18 protein-coding genes are annotated in these 17,646 nt (G+C 59.3%); 8 read left to right on the top strand and 10 right to left on the bottom strand.

What is annotated here, in order from left to right:
* Nucleotides 1-56 precede the first annotated feature (56 nt).
* Nucleotides 57-1,061 (bottom strand): LysR family transcriptional regulator, encoded by a 1,005-nt coding sequence (locus tag O3S81_RS01060; RefSeq protein ID WP_269340369.1) that lies wholly within the window; start codon nucleotides 1,059-1,061, stop codon nucleotides 57-59.
* 255 nt (nucleotides 1,062-1,316) lie between these two features.
* Between O3S81_RS01060 and chvE the strand changes: the two genes are divergently transcribed.
* From chvE to araD1, 4 genes are all read left to right on the top strand, one after another.
* Entirely contained in the window at nucleotides 1,317-2,381 is a 1,065-nt protein-coding gene (chvE, locus tag O3S81_RS01065; protein ID WP_269340370.1) for a sugar ABC transporter substrate-binding protein ChvE, read from the top strand.
* A 91-nt stretch (nucleotides 2,382-2,472) separates the two neighbouring features.
* Complete coding sequence (gene gguA, locus O3S81_RS01070) at nucleotides 2,473-4,011, top strand: sugar ABC transporter ATP-binding protein GguA (protein ID WP_269340372.1); 1,539 nt, start codon at nucleotides 2,473-2,475, stop codon at nucleotides 4,009-4,011.
* On the top strand, nucleotides 4,008-5,204 hold the full coding sequence (gene gguB, locus O3S81_RS01075; protein ID WP_269340374.1) for a sugar ABC transporter permease GguB: 1,197 nt from the start codon (nucleotides 4,008-4,010) through the stop codon (nucleotides 5,202-5,204). Before gguA ends, gguB begins: the two co-directional genes overlap by 4 nt.
* A gap of 118 nt (nucleotides 5,205-5,322) precedes the next feature.
* A complete protein-coding gene (araD1, locus tag O3S81_RS01080; RefSeq protein ID WP_269340375.1) occupies nucleotides 5,323-6,318 on the top strand; it encodes a 2-keto-3-deoxy-L-arabinonate dehydratase AraD1 in 996 nt (331 codons plus the stop codon).
* Between the two features lie 202 nt (nucleotides 6,319-6,520).
* Here the strand turns inward: araD1 and O3S81_RS01085 are convergent, their stop codons facing one another.
* From O3S81_RS01085 to O3S81_RS01120, 8 genes are all read right to left on the bottom strand, one after another.
* Nucleotides 6,521-7,156 carry a histidine phosphatase family protein gene (locus O3S81_RS01085; protein WP_269340377.1) on the bottom strand — a complete coding sequence of 212 codons (636 nt, stop codon included), beginning with the start codon at nucleotides 7,154-7,156 and terminating at the stop codon, nucleotides 6,521-6,523.
* A 23-nt stretch (nucleotides 7,157-7,179) separates the two neighbouring features.
* Nucleotides 7,180-7,590, bottom strand: coding sequence for a VOC family protein (locus O3S81_RS01090; protein ID WP_269340378.1), 411 nt, complete (start codon nucleotides 7,588-7,590; stop codon nucleotides 7,180-7,182).
* Nucleotides 7,591-7,639: 49 nt separating this feature from the next.
* Nucleotides 7,640-8,104 (bottom strand): GNAT family N-acetyltransferase, encoded by a 465-nt coding sequence (locus O3S81_RS01095; RefSeq protein ID WP_269340379.1) that lies wholly within the window; start codon nucleotides 8,102-8,104, stop codon nucleotides 7,640-7,642.
* 117 nt (nucleotides 8,105-8,221) lie between these two features.
* A complete protein-coding gene (locus O3S81_RS01100) occupies nucleotides 8,222-8,818 on the bottom strand; it encodes a class I SAM-dependent methyltransferase (protein WP_269340380.1) in 597 nt (198 codons plus the stop codon).
* A 3-nt stretch (nucleotides 8,819-8,821) separates the two neighbouring features.
* Entirely contained in the window at nucleotides 8,822-9,643 is an 822-nt protein-coding gene (locus O3S81_RS01105) for a transglutaminase family protein (RefSeq protein ID WP_269340381.1), read from the bottom strand.
* Nucleotides 9,644-9,664: 21 nt separating this feature from the next.
* Nucleotides 9,665-10,606: an alpha-E domain-containing protein gene (locus tag O3S81_RS01110; protein WP_269340382.1), complete on the bottom strand. Its 942-nt coding sequence runs from the start codon at nucleotides 10,604-10,606 to the stop codon at nucleotides 9,665-9,667.
* A 3-nt stretch (nucleotides 10,607-10,609) separates the two neighbouring features.
* On the bottom strand, nucleotides 10,610-12,019 hold the full coding sequence (locus O3S81_RS01115; protein ID WP_269340384.1) for a circularly permuted type 2 ATP-grasp protein: 1,410 nt from the start codon (nucleotides 12,017-12,019) through the stop codon (nucleotides 10,610-10,612).
* Between the two features lie 259 nt (nucleotides 12,020-12,278).
* On the bottom strand, nucleotides 12,279-12,413 hold the full coding sequence (locus tag O3S81_RS01120) for a hypothetical protein (protein WP_269340386.1): 135 nt from the start codon (nucleotides 12,411-12,413) through the stop codon (nucleotides 12,279-12,281).
* Nucleotides 12,414-12,462: 49 nt separating this feature from the next.
* Here O3S81_RS01120 and O3S81_RS01125 point away from each other — a divergent pair, with 49 nt between their 5' ends.
* From O3S81_RS01125 to O3S81_RS01140, 4 genes are all read left to right on the top strand, one after another.
* Nucleotides 12,463-13,359 (top strand): DMT family transporter, encoded by an 897-nt coding sequence (locus tag O3S81_RS01125; protein ID WP_269340387.1) that lies wholly within the window; start codon nucleotides 12,463-12,465, stop codon nucleotides 13,357-13,359.
* Between the two features lie 78 nt (nucleotides 13,360-13,437).
* A complete protein-coding gene (locus O3S81_RS01130) occupies nucleotides 13,438-14,055 on the top strand; it encodes a L,D-transpeptidase (RefSeq protein ID WP_269340388.1) in 618 nt (205 codons plus the stop codon).
* 241 nt (nucleotides 14,056-14,296) lie between these two features.
* Nucleotides 14,297-14,686 (top strand): DoxX family protein, encoded by a 390-nt coding sequence (locus tag O3S81_RS01135; RefSeq protein ID WP_269340389.1) that lies wholly within the window; start codon nucleotides 14,297-14,299, stop codon nucleotides 14,684-14,686.
* 164 nt (nucleotides 14,687-14,850) lie between these two features.
* Nucleotides 14,851-15,759 carry a DMT family transporter gene (locus tag O3S81_RS01140; RefSeq protein WP_269340390.1) on the top strand — a complete coding sequence of 303 codons (909 nt, stop codon included), beginning with the start codon at nucleotides 14,851-14,853 and terminating at the stop codon, nucleotides 15,757-15,759.
* 125 nt (nucleotides 15,760-15,884) lie between these two features.
* On the opposite strand, the gene O3S81_RS01145 is transcribed toward O3S81_RS01140, so the two are convergent.
* Nucleotides 15,885-17,354 carry a DEAD/DEAH box helicase gene (locus tag O3S81_RS01145; RefSeq protein ID WP_269340392.1) on the bottom strand — a complete coding sequence of 490 codons (1,470 nt, stop codon included), beginning with the start codon at nucleotides 17,352-17,354 and terminating at the stop codon, nucleotides 15,885-15,887.
* Nucleotides 17,355-17,646 lie beyond the last annotated feature (292 nt).

A 17,646-nucleotide genomic window follows, 5' to 3' on the forward strand; every position in this document is an offset into this window, starting at 1 on the left:
CGGCCTTAATGATCCGGCTTTTATAGAGGCTGAAGGTGGTGTCGGGCTTGCCGGCGTTACGTGTTGGTCAACTTGCGGCTTTCATCCAGCACCAGATCGTAAAGCAGGCGGGCGCTGGGCGGCAGAACCCGGCCCTTGGTGGTGATGATGCTGTAAGGCTTGACCACGAGTTCGAAATCCGTCGGCAAAATGCGTGTCCGGCCGATATCCGCCTGCTGGCCGGCGACGAATTCGGCCATATCCTGCGCAATTGGCGCAATCGCATTCGTGTTGCAGACGAGGGCAAGGGTCAGCACCACGGACGGCGTATTGATGACGTTGCGCGGCATGGCGACGCCATGGGTAAGGAACACATCCTCCATGGTTCTGCGCAAAAGCGCGCCGGGCGGCTGGAAAACCCAGTCGTAACCGGAGAGATCCTGCAATGTCACGGGCTCGCCGCGCAGCAGCGGGTGGCCTTCACGCACCACCAGACAGGCGCGCTCTATGCCGATTTCGTGGATGGAGAAGAGGCCGGGATCAAAATCATCGGGAATGCGGCCGATGATGAAATCGTGCCGCGCCGCCAGCAGTTCGCGCGCCAGCACGTTGCTGCTTTCCACCTGCACGTTGATTTCGATGCCGGGATAGGTGTCCATGGCGCGCCTGATGGCGGGAACGACGAGGCTGATCGCAGGCGCGGTAACGGCGCCGATATAGACCGAGCCGCCGCTGCCGGATTTCATCTGGTTCAGTTCGCGGCTCGCCTCGCGCAGTTCCAGCAATATGGTGCGGGCCCGACGCGCCAGCGCCTCGCCGAATTTCGTCAGCACCACGCCGCGCGAAGCCCTTTGACAGAGCGGGCTTTTGACAATTGCTTCCATTTCCGCGAGCATGCGCGAGGCCGCCGGCTGCGTCATGTTCATTGCGGCCGCTGCCGCGCTGACCTGCCCGTGCTCCTCGATCATGACCAGCATGCGCAGGTGGCTCATCTTCAATCCGGCCCGCAGCAAAGGGTTGTCCTCAAAGACGAAAAGAGCCTCTGTTGTTTGCGCCTGCTCATACACTTTTTGGTTGTTCATGCGTTGTCTCATACCCCTCATCGGTTATTGTATCGATTTAATATATCATAATTGATATATGGAAACCGATATATTCTATTTGACAGTTATATGGATTCAGAACAATTTGCGGAATGCCGGGGAGGAGCGGCAGCTGTTCCATTTCGCAATTGCGAAATCGGAGTAAGCGCAATGCGGCTTCTTCCTCTGACGGCATGAATTTCATGGTGCACCGCAGCATGCGGGCTCCAGAGAAGGACTCAAGGGAGAGAGTTAATGAAGTCCATTATTTCGCTGATGGCAGCTTGTGCCATCGGTGCTGCTTCTTTCGCAGTGCCGGCTTTCGCACAGGACAAGGGTTCCGTCGGTATCGCGATGCCGACCAAGTCGTCCGCACGCTGGATCGACGACGGCAACAACATCGTGAAGCAGCTGCAGGAAGCCGGTTACAAGACCGACCTGCAATATGCTGACGACGATATTCCGAACCAGCTTTCCCAGATCGAAAACATGGTCACCAAGGGCGTCAAGGTCCTCGTGATCGCGTCGATCGACGGCACCACGCTGTCTGACGTTCTGAAGCAGGCCGGCGAGCAGGGCATCAAGGTCATCGCTTATGACCGCCTGATCCGCAACAGCGGCGACGTCAGCTACTACGCGACCTTCGACAACTTCCAGGTTGGCGTTCTGCAGGCAACTTCGATCGTCGACAAGCTTGGCCTGAAAGACGGCAAGGGTCCGTTCAACATCGAGCTGTTCGGCGGCTCTCCGGACGACAACAACGCCTTCTTCTTCTATGACGGCGCGATGTCTGTCCTGAAGCCTTACATCGACAGCGGCAAGCTGGTCGTGAAGTCCGGCCAGATGGGCATGGACAAGGTCGGTACGCTGCGTTGGGATCCGGCGACGGCCCAGGCCCGCATGGACAACCTGCTCTCGGCTTACTACACCGACGCCAAGGTTGACGCCGTTCTGTCGCCTTACGACGGTCTTTCCATCGGCATCATCTCCTCGCTGAAGGGCGTTGGTTATGGCACGAAGGACCAGCCGCTGCCGGTCGTTTCCGGTCAGGACGCTGAAGTTCCTTCCGTCAAGTCGATCATCGCTGGCGAGCAGTACTCCACCATCTTCAAGGACACCCGCGAACTCGCCAAGGTGACCGTGAACATGGTCAACGCTGTCATGGAAGGCAAGGAGCCGGAAGTGAACGACACCAAGACCTATGAAAATGGCGTCAAGGTTGTTCCGTCCTACCTGCTGAAGCCGGTTGCCGTCACCAAGGAGAACTACAAGCAGGTTCTCGTCGACGGTGGTTACTACAAGGAAGACCAGCTGAAATAAGCTGCAAGACACATGCGGGGATGGCTTGGCGTCATCCCCGTTTTTCCATAAAAATAAAAACGCCGGAATTAATCGGGCGCTGGATTACGATATGGCCAATACCATTCTCGAAATGCGGAACATCACCAAGACGTTTCCGGGCGTGAAAGCGCTTGAGAACGTCAACCTCAAAGTGAAGGAAGGTGAGATCCACGCACTCGTCGGTGAGAACGGCGCGGGAAAGTCGACCTTGATGAAGGTCCTTTCCGGTGTTTACCCCGCCGGCACCTATGAGGGCGAAATCCACTATGAAGGCGCAGTGCGGAATTTTCGCGCCATCAACGACAGTGAAGATATTGGTATCATTATCATTCACCAGGAGCTGGCGCTGGTGCCGCTTCTGTCGATTGCGGAAAACATCTTCCTTGGTAACGAGGTTGCTTCGAACGGCGTCATCAGCTGGCAGCAGACCTTCAACCGTACCCGCGAACTTCTAAAGAAGGTGGGTCTGAAGGAATCGCCCGAGACGCTGATCACCGATATCGGCGTGGGCAAGCAGCAGCTGGTCGAAATCGCCAAGGCGCTGTCGAAGAGCGTGAAGCTGCTCATCCTCGATGAGCCGACGGCTTCGCTCAACGAAAGCGATTCCGAGGCGCTGCTCAACCTGTTGATGGAATTCCGCAATCAGGGCATGACGTCGATCATCATCACCCACAAGCTGAACGAAGTGCGCAAGGTGGCCGACCAGATCACCGTGCTGCGCGACGGCATGACGGTGAAGACGCTCGACTGTCACCAGGAAGAAATCAGCGAGGATGTCATCATCCGCAACATGGTGGGACGCGATCTCGAAGATCGTTATCCGCCGCGCGATGTGCCGATCGGCGAGACCATTCTCGAAGTCAAGAACTGGAACGCCTATCACCAGCAGCATCGCGACCGCCAGGTCCTGCACGATATCAACGTCACCGTGCGCAAGGGCGAAGTCGTCGGCATTGCCGGTCTGATGGGGGCAGGGCGCACCGAATTCGCCATGAGCGTGTTCGGCAAGTCCTACGGCCACAGGATCAGCGGCGAAGTGCTGATCGACGGCAAGCCCGTTGACGTCAGCACCGTGCGCAAGGCGATCGATGCCGGTCTTGCCTATGTCACGGAAGATCGCAAGCATCTCGGTCTCGTGCTCAACGACAACATCCTGCACAATACCACGCTCGCCAATCTGGCCGGCGTATCGAATGCCAGCATCATCGACGACATCAAGGAAATGAAGGTGGCGAGCGATTTCCGCACGCGTCTTCGCATCCGGTCGTCGGGCATCTTCCAGGAAACGGTCAATCTTTCGGGCGGCAACCAGCAGAAGGTTGTGCTCTCCAAGTGGCTGTTCTCCAATCCCGACGTGCTGATCCTCGACGAACCGACCCGCGGTATCGATGTCGGCGCGAAATATGAAATCTACACCATCATCAACCAGCTCGCTGCCGATGGTAAAGGCGTTCTGATGATCTCATCGGAAATGCCCGAACTGCTCGGCAATTGCGACCGCATCTACGTCATGAACGAAGGCCGCATCGTCGCTGAATTGCCGAAGGGAGAGGCGAGCCAGGAAAGCATCATGCGCGCTATCATGCGCTCAGGGGAGAAGAACTCATGAGTTCGGCAAACACAACAAACGAAGAAAGTAACGTCGTCTCGATCTCGTCCTATATTCGCGCCAATATCCGCGAATACGGCATGCTGATCGCGCTCGTCGCCATCATGGTTTTCTTCCAGTTCTACACCGGCGGCATCCTGTTCCGCCCTGTGAACCTGACCAACCTCATCCTGCAGAACTCGTTCATCGTCATCATGGCGCTGGGCATGCTGCTCGTCATCGTGGCGGGGCATATCGACCTTTCGGTCGGTTCCATCGTCGCCTTCGTCGGCGCCATCGCGGCCATTTTGACCGTGCAATGGGGCATGAACCCGTTTCTCGCGGCGCTGATTTGTCTCGTCATCGGCGGCATCATCGGTGCTGCCCAGGGTTACTGGATCGCCTATCACCGCATTCCGTCGTTCATCGTGACACTGGCGGGCATGCTGGTGTTCCGCGGCCTGACGCTGTTCGTGCTCGGCGGCAAGAACATTGGTCCTTTCCCGACCGATTTCCAGGTCATCAGCACCGGCTTCCTGCCTGATATCGGCGGCATTGAAGGCCTGAACACGACGTCGATGATCCTGACGTTGCTGATTACGGTTGTGCTGTTCTATCTCGCATGGCGCCGTCGCGTCGTGAACGTGAAGCACGGCATCGACGTGGAGCCGTTCGGTTTCTTCATTGTGCAGAATCTGCTGATCTCCGGCGCTATCCTGTTCCTCGGTTACCAGCTGTCCACCTATCGCGGCCTGCCGAACGTGCTGATCGTGATGCTGGTGCTGATCGCGCTTTACAGCTTCGTGACGCGCCGCACGACCATCGGTCGCCGTGTCTACGCCATGGGCGGCAATGAGAAGGCGACCAAGCTTTCGGGTATCAACACCGAACGCCTGAGCTTCCTCACCTTCGTCAACATGGGCGTGCTGGCCGGTCTTGCCGGCATGATCATCGCGACCCGCCTGAACTCGGCGACGCCGAAGGCCGGCGTGGGCTTCGAACTCGACGTTATCGCGGCCTGCTTCATCGGCGGTGCTTCGGCATCCGGCGGCGTTGGCAAGATCACCGGTGCGGTCATCGGCGCCTTCATCATGGGTGTCATGAACAACGGCATGTCGATCGTCGGCCTCGGCATCGATTTCCAGCAGATGGTCAAGGGCCTCGTGCTGCTCGCCGCCGTGTTCTTCGACGTTTACAACAAGAACAAGGGCTGATCGGCCCATCCCTATCGCAGTCAAAAAAGTGGCCGGTTTCCGGCCACTTTCATAAGATGCAGGCGTTATGCGCCGAAGAGAAGAGATAAGGCGCGTTGCGCCGGAGGAAGGAAATCCCGTGCTCATTTCACAGATCAAAGATGCCAGTGGCAACATCACCGTAGCGGTTCGCGAAGAAGGCGGGCAGGCGCGCGCCGTCAAGGGTGCGGCCTCGGTTTATGCACTCGCCATGGAAGCCGCCAATGGCGGTAAGAGCCTTGCCGATGTCATTTCCGCCCATGGTCTGGGCGATGCCGTCGATCTCGAAAAGGCCTATGCCGAAGGCCGCTTCCTGCCGCCGATCACCCATCCCGATCCGGCGCATCTGCATCTGACCGGCACGGGCCTCACCCATCTCGGTTCGGCCGCGACGCGTGACAGCATGCACAAGAAGACCACGGAAGCGGCAGAAGAAAGCTTGACGGATTCCATGAAGATGTTCCGCATGGGTCTCGAAAACGGCAAGCCGAAGGCTGGCGAAAAGGGCGTGCAGCCCGAGTGGTTCTACAAGGGCAACGGCCATGTGGCGGCAGCCCCGGGTGCGGCACTCACCTCGCCCTCCTTCGCGCTCGATGGCGGCGAAGAACCGGAAATGGCCGGTATCTACGTGATCTCCGACAAGGGTGAAGCGGTTCGCATCGGCTTTGCCGTCTCGAACGAGTTTTCCGATCACGTCACCGAGCGGATCAACTATCTCTATCTCGCCCATTCCAAGCTCCGTCCGGCCAGCTTCGGCCCGGAAATCCGCGTCGGCGCCCCGCCGTCGGACATTCGCGGCACATCGCGCATTCGCCGCGGCGACAAGGTCATCTTCGAAAAGCCCTTCGTTTCGGGTGAGGACAACATGTCCCACACCTTCGCGAACCTCGAATATCACCACTTCAAATACGGCCTGTTCCGTGCGCCCGGCGACGTGCACGTGCACATGTTCGGCACGGCGACGCTCTCCTTCGCAGAAGGCATCAAGCCGGAAGCGGGCGACGTGTTCGAGATCGAGGCCGCCGGTTTCGGCCTGCCGCTGAAGAACCCGCTTGCCGTGGATGCGGAAGAAGAGATCACCGTTCGACAGATCTGATCTGCGGACTGCGCGTGAAAAATGGTCGGGGGAGGGGCCCTCCCTCGACGTCATCCTCGGGTTTGTCCCGAGGATTTGCAGTCGATTGATTTTACGCTACGTAGTTGGATCCCCGGGACAAGCCCGAGGATGACGCGAGATGATAGCTCTTTCATCCCATTATCCCTTTGTGCGTCGAGCAACTTTCAACCACTTGCCTTACTCAGACCCCGAAGCTTGTCTTCAGGTGGGAAACATCCGCCAAAGCGATAACGGAGCGACTTTGCCAGTAATCATCCTGTCTTAGGTGGGTAATGCTTCCGGACCCTGCCGGAAAGCTGACATAGCCGGCGGTTTCTATTGGCATCTTGATCCATGCTGCGATGACGAAAGTAAGAGCGAAGCCGTGGGTAACGATGACCTGCGTGGGGCATGGCCGCGAAATAATGGTGTTTACAGAGCGATACACTCTTTCCGCCACCTCACGTCTCGTTTCGCCATCGGCGATTCCGCCGCGGTGATCCATCCTGTTATGATCAGGAGCGGGGATTTGACGGGCGTCGAGCCATTCCTGTGGCATACCGCCAGCCGAGCCGTAGCTGATTTCCCGCAGGTCACTTGTAGTTTCAAATGGGCGCTTGAGATGTTCAGCAAGGATTGCCGCAGTCTGGGAGGCCCGGAGAAGATCGGAACTGAAGATTTCGACTGATGCGCTGCCGATCAAGGTCATAAGCTTGGCAGCTGTCGCTTCCGCATCGACCCTGCCTTTGGGTGTCAGCTCGGTGTCATACCAGCCCCCGACCTTGTTCTCGACATGGTGGATGGACTGAGTGTGCGTGACGACAAAAATGTTCTTCATAGCGCTTCTTCCGCGTGTTGGACTTACTCCAACCCCCACAGCTTGCCTTCCCCGACCTCCACCGAATTACCCGCGGGATCGCGGATATAGACGGAATAGCTGTCATTCGGCCAGCGGTGATAATGTTCGACGGGAATTCCGAGTTCTTCGAAGCGGGCCTTCCAGCCGTCCACCTCTGACCTGTCCTTTGCATAAAAGCAGAAATGACCTTGCCCGACTGCGCCGTGGCGGGGGATCGGATTGACGGGGTCGGCCCTGCGGGATTGCTGCGGATCGAAGATCAGCAGCATCTGCTGCCCGCATCTGAGGAAGATGAATTGCCCCGGCAGCCTGCGCACCACGTCCAGCCCGAAGACATCCCGGTAAAAGGCTTCGGCGGCATCGAGATCATCCACGTAGATTGCGGTTTCCATAATGGCGGCTGGCGGTCGCATGGTTCCTCCCGGCGGTTCAGAAATTCCGGCGGCGGAACGCCTCGGAAACCTATGTCTTTGTTGTGTAGGTCAGCACCGTCAGATCATGTTTGCCGACGCCGCGCTCGAGAATGGTCCAGCCGCAGTTGGTATAACACGTTTCCAGATCGCGCTGGCAACAGAGATAGCTGGTCTCATGTCCAAGCTCGGCGGCCCTTTGTGTCGCCGCCTGCATCAGGGCGCGCGCAACGCCCGCGCGCCGGCGGTCTTCCTCCACCCACAATGCCGCGACCCAGGGCAGATATTGCGGGCGTTCTTCGAGATCGCAATGGATGAGGAAGGCGGAGCCGACATAAGTGTCGCCATCATGGGCAACAAAACCCGTGGGCAGCCTGTGGGGATTGGTCATGTCCTTCAGGTGTTCGGCGACATCACCGACCTGAAGGCCGCTATCCTGCCACCATGCCGTCCAGACACGCTCCGCGATGAGAGGACCATGGGTCTGGCAGTCGCGATAGTCGGAAATGCTGTACAAAACCCTCTCCCGACCGGCCTGCCAAGAGAGGATCGAGGCCGGAGCATGCATTCAAATCGATGCCGCGATTTAAACGGTCGAGGCGTGCTTTCGCAACCGCTAACTTATCGCACCGGTTCAGGGTTTCGTGGCCGTCACATGCAGCCAGTCGGTGGGAAGATTGTCGTAACCGCTGCCCTGCCGGGCCTCGATCTCCACGCCGGACCAGTCGAATTGCCCGTAGGCATGTTCAAGCCAGGCTCTGGAAGGATAGTTGTAATAACGGCCGAACATGTCGCGCCCTTCCGCTTCTCCCGCCTTGAAGCTCGCATAAAAAACGCCACCCGGTTTCAGCGCGGCATGGATGCGGCCGATGATGCCCGGGAGAGCAGGGCGCGGCACGTGCAGCAGGCAGGCATTGGCCCAGACGCCGTCATAAAGCGCGGTCTCTTCGATATCCTCGAACAGCAATGTGCGGACGGGAATGCCAAGTCGTGCTTCAGCCGCCTTTGCGATCTCCGGTGTTCCGTCGGTGGGATGAACATCGAAACCGGCGGCCAGCATATATTCGCTGTCCTGCCCGCCGCCGCATCCCAGTTCGAGAATGCTCGCGCCTTCTTGCAGCCGCGTCAGGAATGTTTCCAGATGCGGGCGGTCGGGATCCTGCCCCCGTGACGTATAGGCCATGGCATTACCGGTATAAAAGCCGATCGTCTCGTTGTCCTTACCGGTCATGGTTCAACTCTGCGACTGGCTCTGGCTTTGTGATTGCTGCACGGTGACCGAGACATTCAGCGTCTCGCCGGCCGGGCCGATGCGCATGCCGGAGATCGGCGCGCAGTCGCGGTAGCAGAGGCCGGATGCGATGCGAACATAACGGTCGTCGGGGCAGATATTGTTGGCGGCGTCGAAGCCCACCCAGCCCAGCCCCTGAAGATGCACCTCGGCCCAGGCATGGGTGGCCGCCTGTTCCTCCACCTCTTCCATCATCAGGTAACCGGAGACATAACGCGCCGGCAGGCCCATCAGCCGGGCGGCGGAAATCAGGATATGGGCATGGTCCTGGCAGACACCCTTGCCGGCTTCCAGCGCCGTTTCCGCCGTGGTCTCGATGTCTGTCGCGCCGGGCACATACTCCACCTTGCGGTGAATATTTTCCATGAGGTCGTGCAGGCGGGCCAGCTCGCTGTCGCCGGCGCTCACCTTCACCAGTTCGCGCACAAGCTTTCCCGGTTTGGTGCGCGGCGTCTCGCGCAGGAAAAGCCAGAGCGGCGCATTGCCGATATGGTGGCCGAACACGCCGGCCTTGTCCTCGGTGCTGACGAAGCCGCTCGCCACCACCTTCACCCGCTGCTGCGGGCCTTCGGTTTCCACCAGTGCGACGCGGTTGCCGAAATGGTCGTCATAGGTCACTTCCACGGTGGCGCCGTCCACCGAGACATCCCAGTTCTCCACCGTCTGGCACGGGCCGGTCTGCGGCGTCAGGCGCAGCCGCTGCAACGCATAGGGCATCGGCTCGTCATAGACATATTCCGTCGTATGGGTGATTTTCAGACGCATAAGCTGTCCCCGTCCACGCGCTTATTGATAGAAGCGGTAGCCTTCCGTGATTTCCTGCCCCAATTGAGCATTGCGGTTGACGAACCTCTCCAGAAATTCGTGCAGGCCCTCGTCCATCACCCGGCCGATGGTGGTCGCACGCAGGCTGTCGCGAATGCTTTCCGCCGTGTCATGCGCCTTGTGCCTTTCACCGTAATCCTCGGCAATGTAATTGAGGTTGCCGGCGATCTTTTCGTAGCAATAGGCGAGCGAACGCGGCATGCGGCCGTTGAGAATGAGGAAGTCGGCAATATTCGACGGCTTGTATTCCGCATCATAGACCCAGCCATAGGATCGATGCGCCGAAACCGAGCGCAGGATGGATTCCCACTGCGCATTGTCGAGCGACGACCCCACATGCGCCACCGCCGGCAGCAGCACGTAATATTTGACGTCGAGAATGCGCGCCGTGTTGTCGGCGCGTTCGATGAAGGTGCCGATACGGGAGAAATTGTAGAGATCGTTGCGCAGCATCGAGCCGTGGAAGGCGCCGCGCACCAGACCGGCGCGATGTTTGATGACATCGATGGTCTGCGGCAGCTCGGCGTGGCTGAGCTTGCGGCCGAGGATGTTCTTCAGCTCGATCCAGAATTCGTTGGTGGCTTCCCATGTTTCCCGCGTCAGCGCCGTGCGCACCATGCGGGCATTGTTGCGGCCCGCCTCGATGCAGGACATGACGCTGGATGGGTTTGCCTTGTCCCTTAGGAGATAATCGATCGCATTTGCCGCCGTCACCTTCTCGCGTGTTTCGAGAAAGGCCTCATGCACGCCTGCGCTCTGCAACACGCCGTCCCAGTCCTCGTCGCCGCTGCCGCTGCGCGTCAGTGAAACGCGCAGGCCCGCATCGATGAGCCGGGCGATGTTTTCAGCGCGCTCGATATACCGGAACATCCAGTAGAGCCCGTTTGCCGTTCTGCCCAGCATGGCTTAGTCCTCCAGTACCCAGGTATCCTTGGTGCCGCCGCCCTGGCTGGAATTGACCACCAGCGAACCCTGTTTGAGGGCAACGCGGGTCAGTCCGCCGGGAATGATCTGCACCTTGTCCGAGACCAGAACATAGGGGCGCAGATCGACATGGCGCGGCGCGATGCCGTTCTTGACCATGATCGGCACGGTGGAGAGCGATAGCGTCGGCTGCGCAATGTAGTTGGAGGGACGTGCTTTCAGCTTTTCGGCAAAAAGCGCCCGTTCCTTCTTTGTCGCGGTGGGGCCGACCAGCATGCCGTAACCGCCCGAACCGTGGACTTCCTTGACGACGAGGTCGGCGAGGTTGTCGAGCACGTATTTCAGGCTGCCCGGCTCGGAACAGCGCCAGGTCGGCACGTTTTCCAGCAGCGGCTTGCGGCCGGTGTAGAATTCCACGATCTCGGGCATGTAGGAATAGATTGCCTTGTCGTCGGAAATGCCGGTGCCGGGCGCATTGGCGATGGTGATGTTGCCGGCGCGGTAGACATCCATGATGCCGGGAACGCCGAGCGCCGAATCCGGCCGGAAGGTCAGCGGATCGAGGAAATCGTCATCGACGCGGCGGTAAAGCACGTCGATCGCCTCATAACCGCGCGTGGTACGCATCTTGACCTTGCCGTCCATGACGCGCAGGTCGGAACCTTCAACCAGTTCCACGCCCATCATGTCGGCAAGGAACGAATGCTCGTAATAGGCGGAATTATAGATGCCGGGCGTCAAAACCGCCACACGCGGTTTGCCGGAACAGCCGGGCGGGGCGAGCGAGGCGAGCGACTGGCGCAGCAGATAAGGATAATCCTCCACCCGCCGCACGCGGTTTTCGTGGAAGAGTTCCGGGAACATCTGCATCATCGTCTCGCGGTTTTCCAGCATGTAGCTGACACCGGAGGGCGTGCGGGCATTGTCTTCCAGAACATAGAACTGGTCTTCGCCGGTGCGGACGATATCCGTGCCGACGATGTGGGTATAAACGCCGCCGGGTGGGGTAAAGCCGATCATTTCCGGCAGGAAGGCTTCGTTCCTCTCGATGATCTCGCGGGGGATGCGCCCGGCGCGGATGATTTCCTGCTTGTGGTAGATATCGTCGAGGAAGGCATTGAGGGCGAGGACGCGCTGTTCGATGCCCTGGGCCAGTTTGCGCCACTCACGGCCGGAGATGATGCGCGGGATAATATCGAAAGGGATCAGTTTTTCTGAACTGTCGGCGTGACCATAAACTGCGAAAGTAATACCGGTTTTTCGAAAGATGTTTTCCGCGTCTTTTGATTTCTGGATCAGGTGCGCCCTGTCCTGTCGGCTGTACCACTCGTTATAGTTTTCATATGGGCTTCGCGGCGTGTTGTCCGCATTTATCATTTCGTCAAATGCCAACTTCGATGTCCCCTTTTTTGCCATTTGAATACAACGCCAAATGCAATGCAAGAACTATGCGGAGCTGCTCATGAAGATTTTTCAGGGGTTTATAGTTTTAAAAAAGAAGCGTTTTTCTGGTTTCAGCCTATAAATGCGGCATTGGCGAATGGGTTGCGCGCCGTGGCGGGGTGGAAGAGTGCGGCGGACCTGTGTGTAGTGTGGGCGAATGCACAAATTTTATTCGTTCGCTTTCGGCTGATGAATTATGGGGGTCGCATCAGAAAATCTGAAAGATGCGATCACGAAAACGCCTTTGACCTTTTGCGGCGATGGCGATACCGGCTTGCTGACCGGTTCCGGTCATTCGCCGGTTTGCGCCCGGCAGCACAATATCAATTCGCCACATGCCCATGTCCCGGCCACTTCCGGCGACACCGTCATGTGGCACAGGGGATGTTCCCATGTCGCTCGACCGTCTGGCTCCGGCCATCTTCGTCTTTCTCTGGTCGACCGGCTGGGTCACCGCCAAATATGCCGTCTATTATACGGGGCCGCTGACCTTCCTCTGCCTGCGGTATCTGCTGGCTGGCCTGCTGTTGTGGGCGATCTGCCGGTTTTCCGGCATTTCGTGGCCGAAGCAGCGTGCCGATGTCCTGCGGGCGATCCTGTCCGGCGTGTTTTTGCATGGCATTTATCTCGGCATGATCTGGTGGGCGATCGGGCAGGGCGTGCCGGCCGCGATTGGCGGCATCATCGCCGGCCTGCAGCCGCTGATGACGGCAGTGGCCGCCCGTTTCATGATTGGGGAGAGAATTTCGCCGCTGCAGCGCGCAGGTCTCCTGCTCGGTTTTGCGGGCATCGCCATTGCCGTGCTGCCGAAGGTCATGGCCACAGGCACGCTTGGCATGTCAGTGCCGCTTTATGCCGTGGCGGTGAATGTGCTGGGCATGGTTTCGGTGACCTATGGCACGCTCTACCAGAAGAAATATGTCCATGGCGGAAACATCATGGCCGTGGCGACGCTGCAATATGTAGGCGCGTTGCTGGTCACCGTTCCCTTCGCGCTTTTGCTGGAGGATGGGCATGTGGACTGGAGCCTCGGGCTTGCCGCCACGCTTGGCTGGTCCGTGGGCGCGATTTCCATCGGTGCGGTGGCGCTGCTTCTTTATCTCATTCGCCGCGGGCAGGTCTCACGCGCCGCCTCGCTGATCTATCTCGTGCCGCCGCTGGCCGCCGTGGAAGCCGCGCTGCTGTTCGGCGAAACGCTGACGCCCGCCATGATTGCCGGCACGGTTCTGGCGGTGACGGGGGTTTATCTCGCCAATCGCAAACCGGCCGCTCCGGTTGTTGTACATTAATTACTACAACCTCATATTAGGGGTTTGTTAACCATAAAATTATACCTCTCGTTAATCCAAAGATTTGGCGGGGGTTATATGTCTATTTCACGTCGTGGTGTTCTCATCGGATTGCCGCTGCTTCTGGCCGGCTGTGCCAATACCGGCATTGGCCAGCAGAGGCTCAATTATGCGGCAAAGCCGGAGGAGAAGTTCCCGCTTCCCGCCATGCATCTCGACAAGGTCAAGCCGGAGCTGCGCCGGCAGGAAGTCACCTATGACAGCAGCCACCCCGCCGGAACGGTGGTGGTGGATACGCCGGCGCGGCGGCTCTATTACGTTATGGGCGATGGACGCGCCATGCGTTACGGCGTCGGTGTCGGACGGCAGGGTCTTGCTCTGAAGGGTGACGCCTATATCGGCCGCAAGGCGGAATGGCCGTCCTGGACGCCGACCGCAAACATGATGCGCCGCGATCCGCGCAACCTGAAATTCGCAGCCGGCATGCCGGGCGGCCCGAACAACCCGCTCGGCGCGCGTGCGCTTTATCTCTATCGCGGTGGCAATGACACCATGTTCCGCCTGCATGGCACCAACCAGCCGCAATCCATCGGCCATGCCATGTCGAGCGGCTGCATCCGCATGCTGAACCACGACATCATCGATCTTTATAGCCGCGTGCCGGTGGGTTCAAAGGTCGTCGTCTTGCAGGCGTGAGGGAGAGGCGGATTTTTCCGCCTTTGCCCGCCAAGAAAATGCCTGTATCCTTGGGTTGATTTTTTCGGCATGAGCCCAGTTTTGTGGTGAAAAATCAACCATGTGTAGAATGGCTCCCTTTAAGTATTTAAGGGAGTTCTGCTATATCGGAAACGTGATTTCCGGTGTTCGAGACGTGTATCCATAAACGCATAATTGCGCTGTATCGAGCGTCGCACCACTTCAACGGGGACACATGAACATGGCAACTTTCGACTCTCTCTCCCGCTATCGCCCGCAGGCACTCGGGGCGCTGCGCATCATGACGGCGCTGCTTTTCATTTCGCATGGAACGCAGAAGCTGTTCGGTTTCCCGACATCGCAGATGGACGGCTCCTTGCCGACGATGCTCTTGGTGGCGGCGATTCTGGAACTCGTCGGCGGCATTCTCGTGCTGATCGGGCTGTTCACGCGTCCCGTCGCCTTCATCCTGTCCGGCCAGATGGCGGTCGCCTATTTCATGGCGCATGCGCCGAGCAATTTCTTCCCGGCCCTGAACGGTGGCGATGCCGCCATCCTCTTCTGCTTCATCTTCCTTTATCTGTTCGTTGCCGGTCCGGGCGCTTTTTCGGTGGATGAACGCCGGGCCTGATCTGCCCGCTCATTGTCATCGATCTCTTTTGTCGAAGCTCCGCATGGTTATACCGTGCGGGGCTTTTTTTGGAAAAGGATTGAAACTTCGGCCGCTGCCGAAGCATAGATGCTTGTTTTCGGGTTAAGAACGGGTCATCCTCGACACAGTTGGAAAATCGATCCGTGACCCCTCAGAACACCATCGCCCGCGAATTGCTGCTTCTCGCCTTGCTGTCCACGCTGTGGGCCGCGTCTTACACCTTTATCAAGATCGGGGTGGAGACCATCCCGCCCATCACCTTCATCGCATCGAGAACCCTGATCGCCGGCCTGCTGCTCTTCGTGGTGATCCGGCTGCGCGGACTGCGCCTGCCTACGGATTTTGCGACCTGGCGGCTGTTTTTCATTCAGGCCTGCATCAACAGCGTCCTGCCCTTCACGCTGATTGCCTGGGCCGAACAGAGCATCGATGCCGGTCTCGCCGTCATTCTCAATGCCACGACGCCGATCTTCACCTTTCTTCTGACCGCACTCCTCATCCGGCATGAGCCGGTCAGCGGGCGTAAGCTGTTCGGTACCATTGCCGGCATGACGGGCGTTTGCCTCATCATCGGCATGGAAGCGCTGAGCGGTGCGGGGGAAGCGATCTGGAGCCAGCTCGCGGTGCTGACGGCGGCGTTTTCTTACGCCTGCGCGGCGATTTTCGGCAAGAACTTCAAGGGGCTGGATCCGATCATGCCGGCTGCGGGATCGCTGATCTGCGGCGCTGTGCTGCTGTTGCCCGTCAGCCTGATCGCCGACCGGCCCTGGACCTTGTCGCCTTCGGCGGCGTCATTAACGGCACTCCTGTGCCTCAGCGTCTTTTCCACCGCGCTTGCCTTCATGATCTATTTCCGGCTCATGCAGACGCTGGGCTCGGTCGGCACCACGTCGCAGGCCTATCTCAGGGTGCCGGTCGGTGTCGCCATCGGCATGGTGTTTCTGGGGGAAATGCCGACGCCCGCCATGTGGGTCGGCCTCGTCTGCGTGATTGCCGGCGTGCTGGCCATGACCTTGCCGTCAAGGCGCCGGCCGGTTGCGCAGGGCGGTTGAAAACAAAGAAAAGCCCCACTGGCCGTATGGCTGCGGGGCTTGATTGGCGAGTGGGTGCCGCTTGTTTCTTCTCCCCGGCGGGGAGAAGAAACGGGCCGCGACGCCCTCAATCCACTCAGAGCAACTTAGCGGTTACGGCCGCGATGGCCGTTGCCGGAAGCGCGCTTTTCCTGGCCGTTGCCGCCGGCCGGTGCGTGGCGGTTGGCGCCGCTGCCGCCGGGCTTGCGGGCGGGGCGGCGGTGCTTGCGCGGGCCGGCCGGGCGGCCTGCTTCGCCTTCCGCCTGCTTCACGCGCTTGAAGTCGGAGGTGACTTCCAGATCGTTATCCGCTTCGCGCGGTGCATGGTGGCGGGACGGGCGGGATTCGCCATTGTGGCGGCCGCCTTCACGCGGGCCGCGCTGCTGGCCGCCATTATTGTTGCGACCGCGATTGTTGTTGCCGCGCGAGGGGCTCGCCAGACCGGCCGGACGTTCGCCGGAAGCGACCGGGATTTCGATCTTCATCAGCTTTTCGATGTCGTGCAGCAGGCGGGTTTCATCCGGTGCGCAAAACGCGATGGCGATGCCGTCACGGCCGGCGCGGGCGGTACGGCCGATGCGGTGAACATAGGCATCCGGTACTTCCGGCAGGTCGTAGTTGAAGACGTGCGTTACGGCCGGAATGTCGATGCCGCGGGCTGCGACGTCGGTTGCGACCAGAACCTTGATCTCACCATCCTTGAAGCCCTTCAGAGCGCGCTCGCGCTGGCCCTGGCTCTTGTTGCCGTGGATGGAGGCGACCTTGAAGCCGATATGTTCGAGATGCTTGTAGAGCTTCTCGGCGCCGTGCTTGGTGCGCAGGAAAACGATGGCGCGGCCATCCGGGTTCTCGTTCAGCGACTTCTTCAGGAGATCGGTCTTGTCGTTCTTGCCGGCGACGAAATGGACATATTGCTCCACCTTGTCGGCTGCCTTGCCGGGCGGGGTCACTTCCACCTTGAGAGGATCGGTCAGGTAGCTGTGGGCCAGATCGGCAATCGCCTTCGGCATGGTGGCCGAAAAGAGCAGCGTCTGGCGCTTGGCCGGCACCATCTTCGAAATCTTGCGCAGATCGTGGATGAAGCCGAGATCGAGCATCTGATCCGCTTCATCAAGCACCAGATAGGTGACCTTGGAGAGCGAGATGGCGTTGCGGGCGATGAGGTCCAGCAGGCGGCCGGGGGTGGCCACGAGGATATCCGTGCCCTTTTCCAGCTGCAGCTGCTGCTTGTTGATCGACGCGCCGCCGACAACCTGATTGATGCGCAGCGGCGTCTTCTTCACGAAGGAGCGCAGGTTTTCGCCGATCTGGTTCACCAGCTCGCGCGTGGGGGCGAGGATGAGGGTGCGGCAGGTGCGGTTTGCCGGACGGTCCGCCTGCTTCATCAGCATTTCGATGATCGGCAGGCCGAAAGCGGCGGTCTTGCCCGTGCCGGTCTGTGCGAGGCCGATCAGGTCGCGGCCTTCCAGCAGCAGCGGAATGGCCTTTGCCTGAATGGGAGTTGGGGTGGTGTAGCCAAGCTGGGTAACGCTGGCCACAATCTTTTCGGAGAGGCCGAGTTCGCTAAAACTGGTCAATATACATTGCCTTTCGGGGCGCCAAAACAAACTCACCCGGAGCAGGGCTGCTGTCCGGTGGTTTCGGCGTCAAGAACCCCGCGTGAATTGGGAACTTGTGGGTTGGAATAACTTTCTGCGCATCAGTGCGGCAAATGCCGTCTTCTGTATTCTTTGCGCTTTTCCTTCATGCGGGCCAGATTCCTTTTTTAAGGATGTTTTCCGGTCATACGCTGCAGCTCACGCGGCTGCCAAAGGTGAAAGCTTGACGGGGATGTGGGCGTTTTGTGCGTTAAAGTCAAGCGATAGTTTT

Source organism: Agrobacterium sp. SOY23 (assembly GCF_027212525.1).
Classification (GTDB): Bacteria; Pseudomonadota; Alphaproteobacteria; order Rhizobiales; family Rhizobiaceae; genus Agrobacterium; species Agrobacterium tumefaciens_I.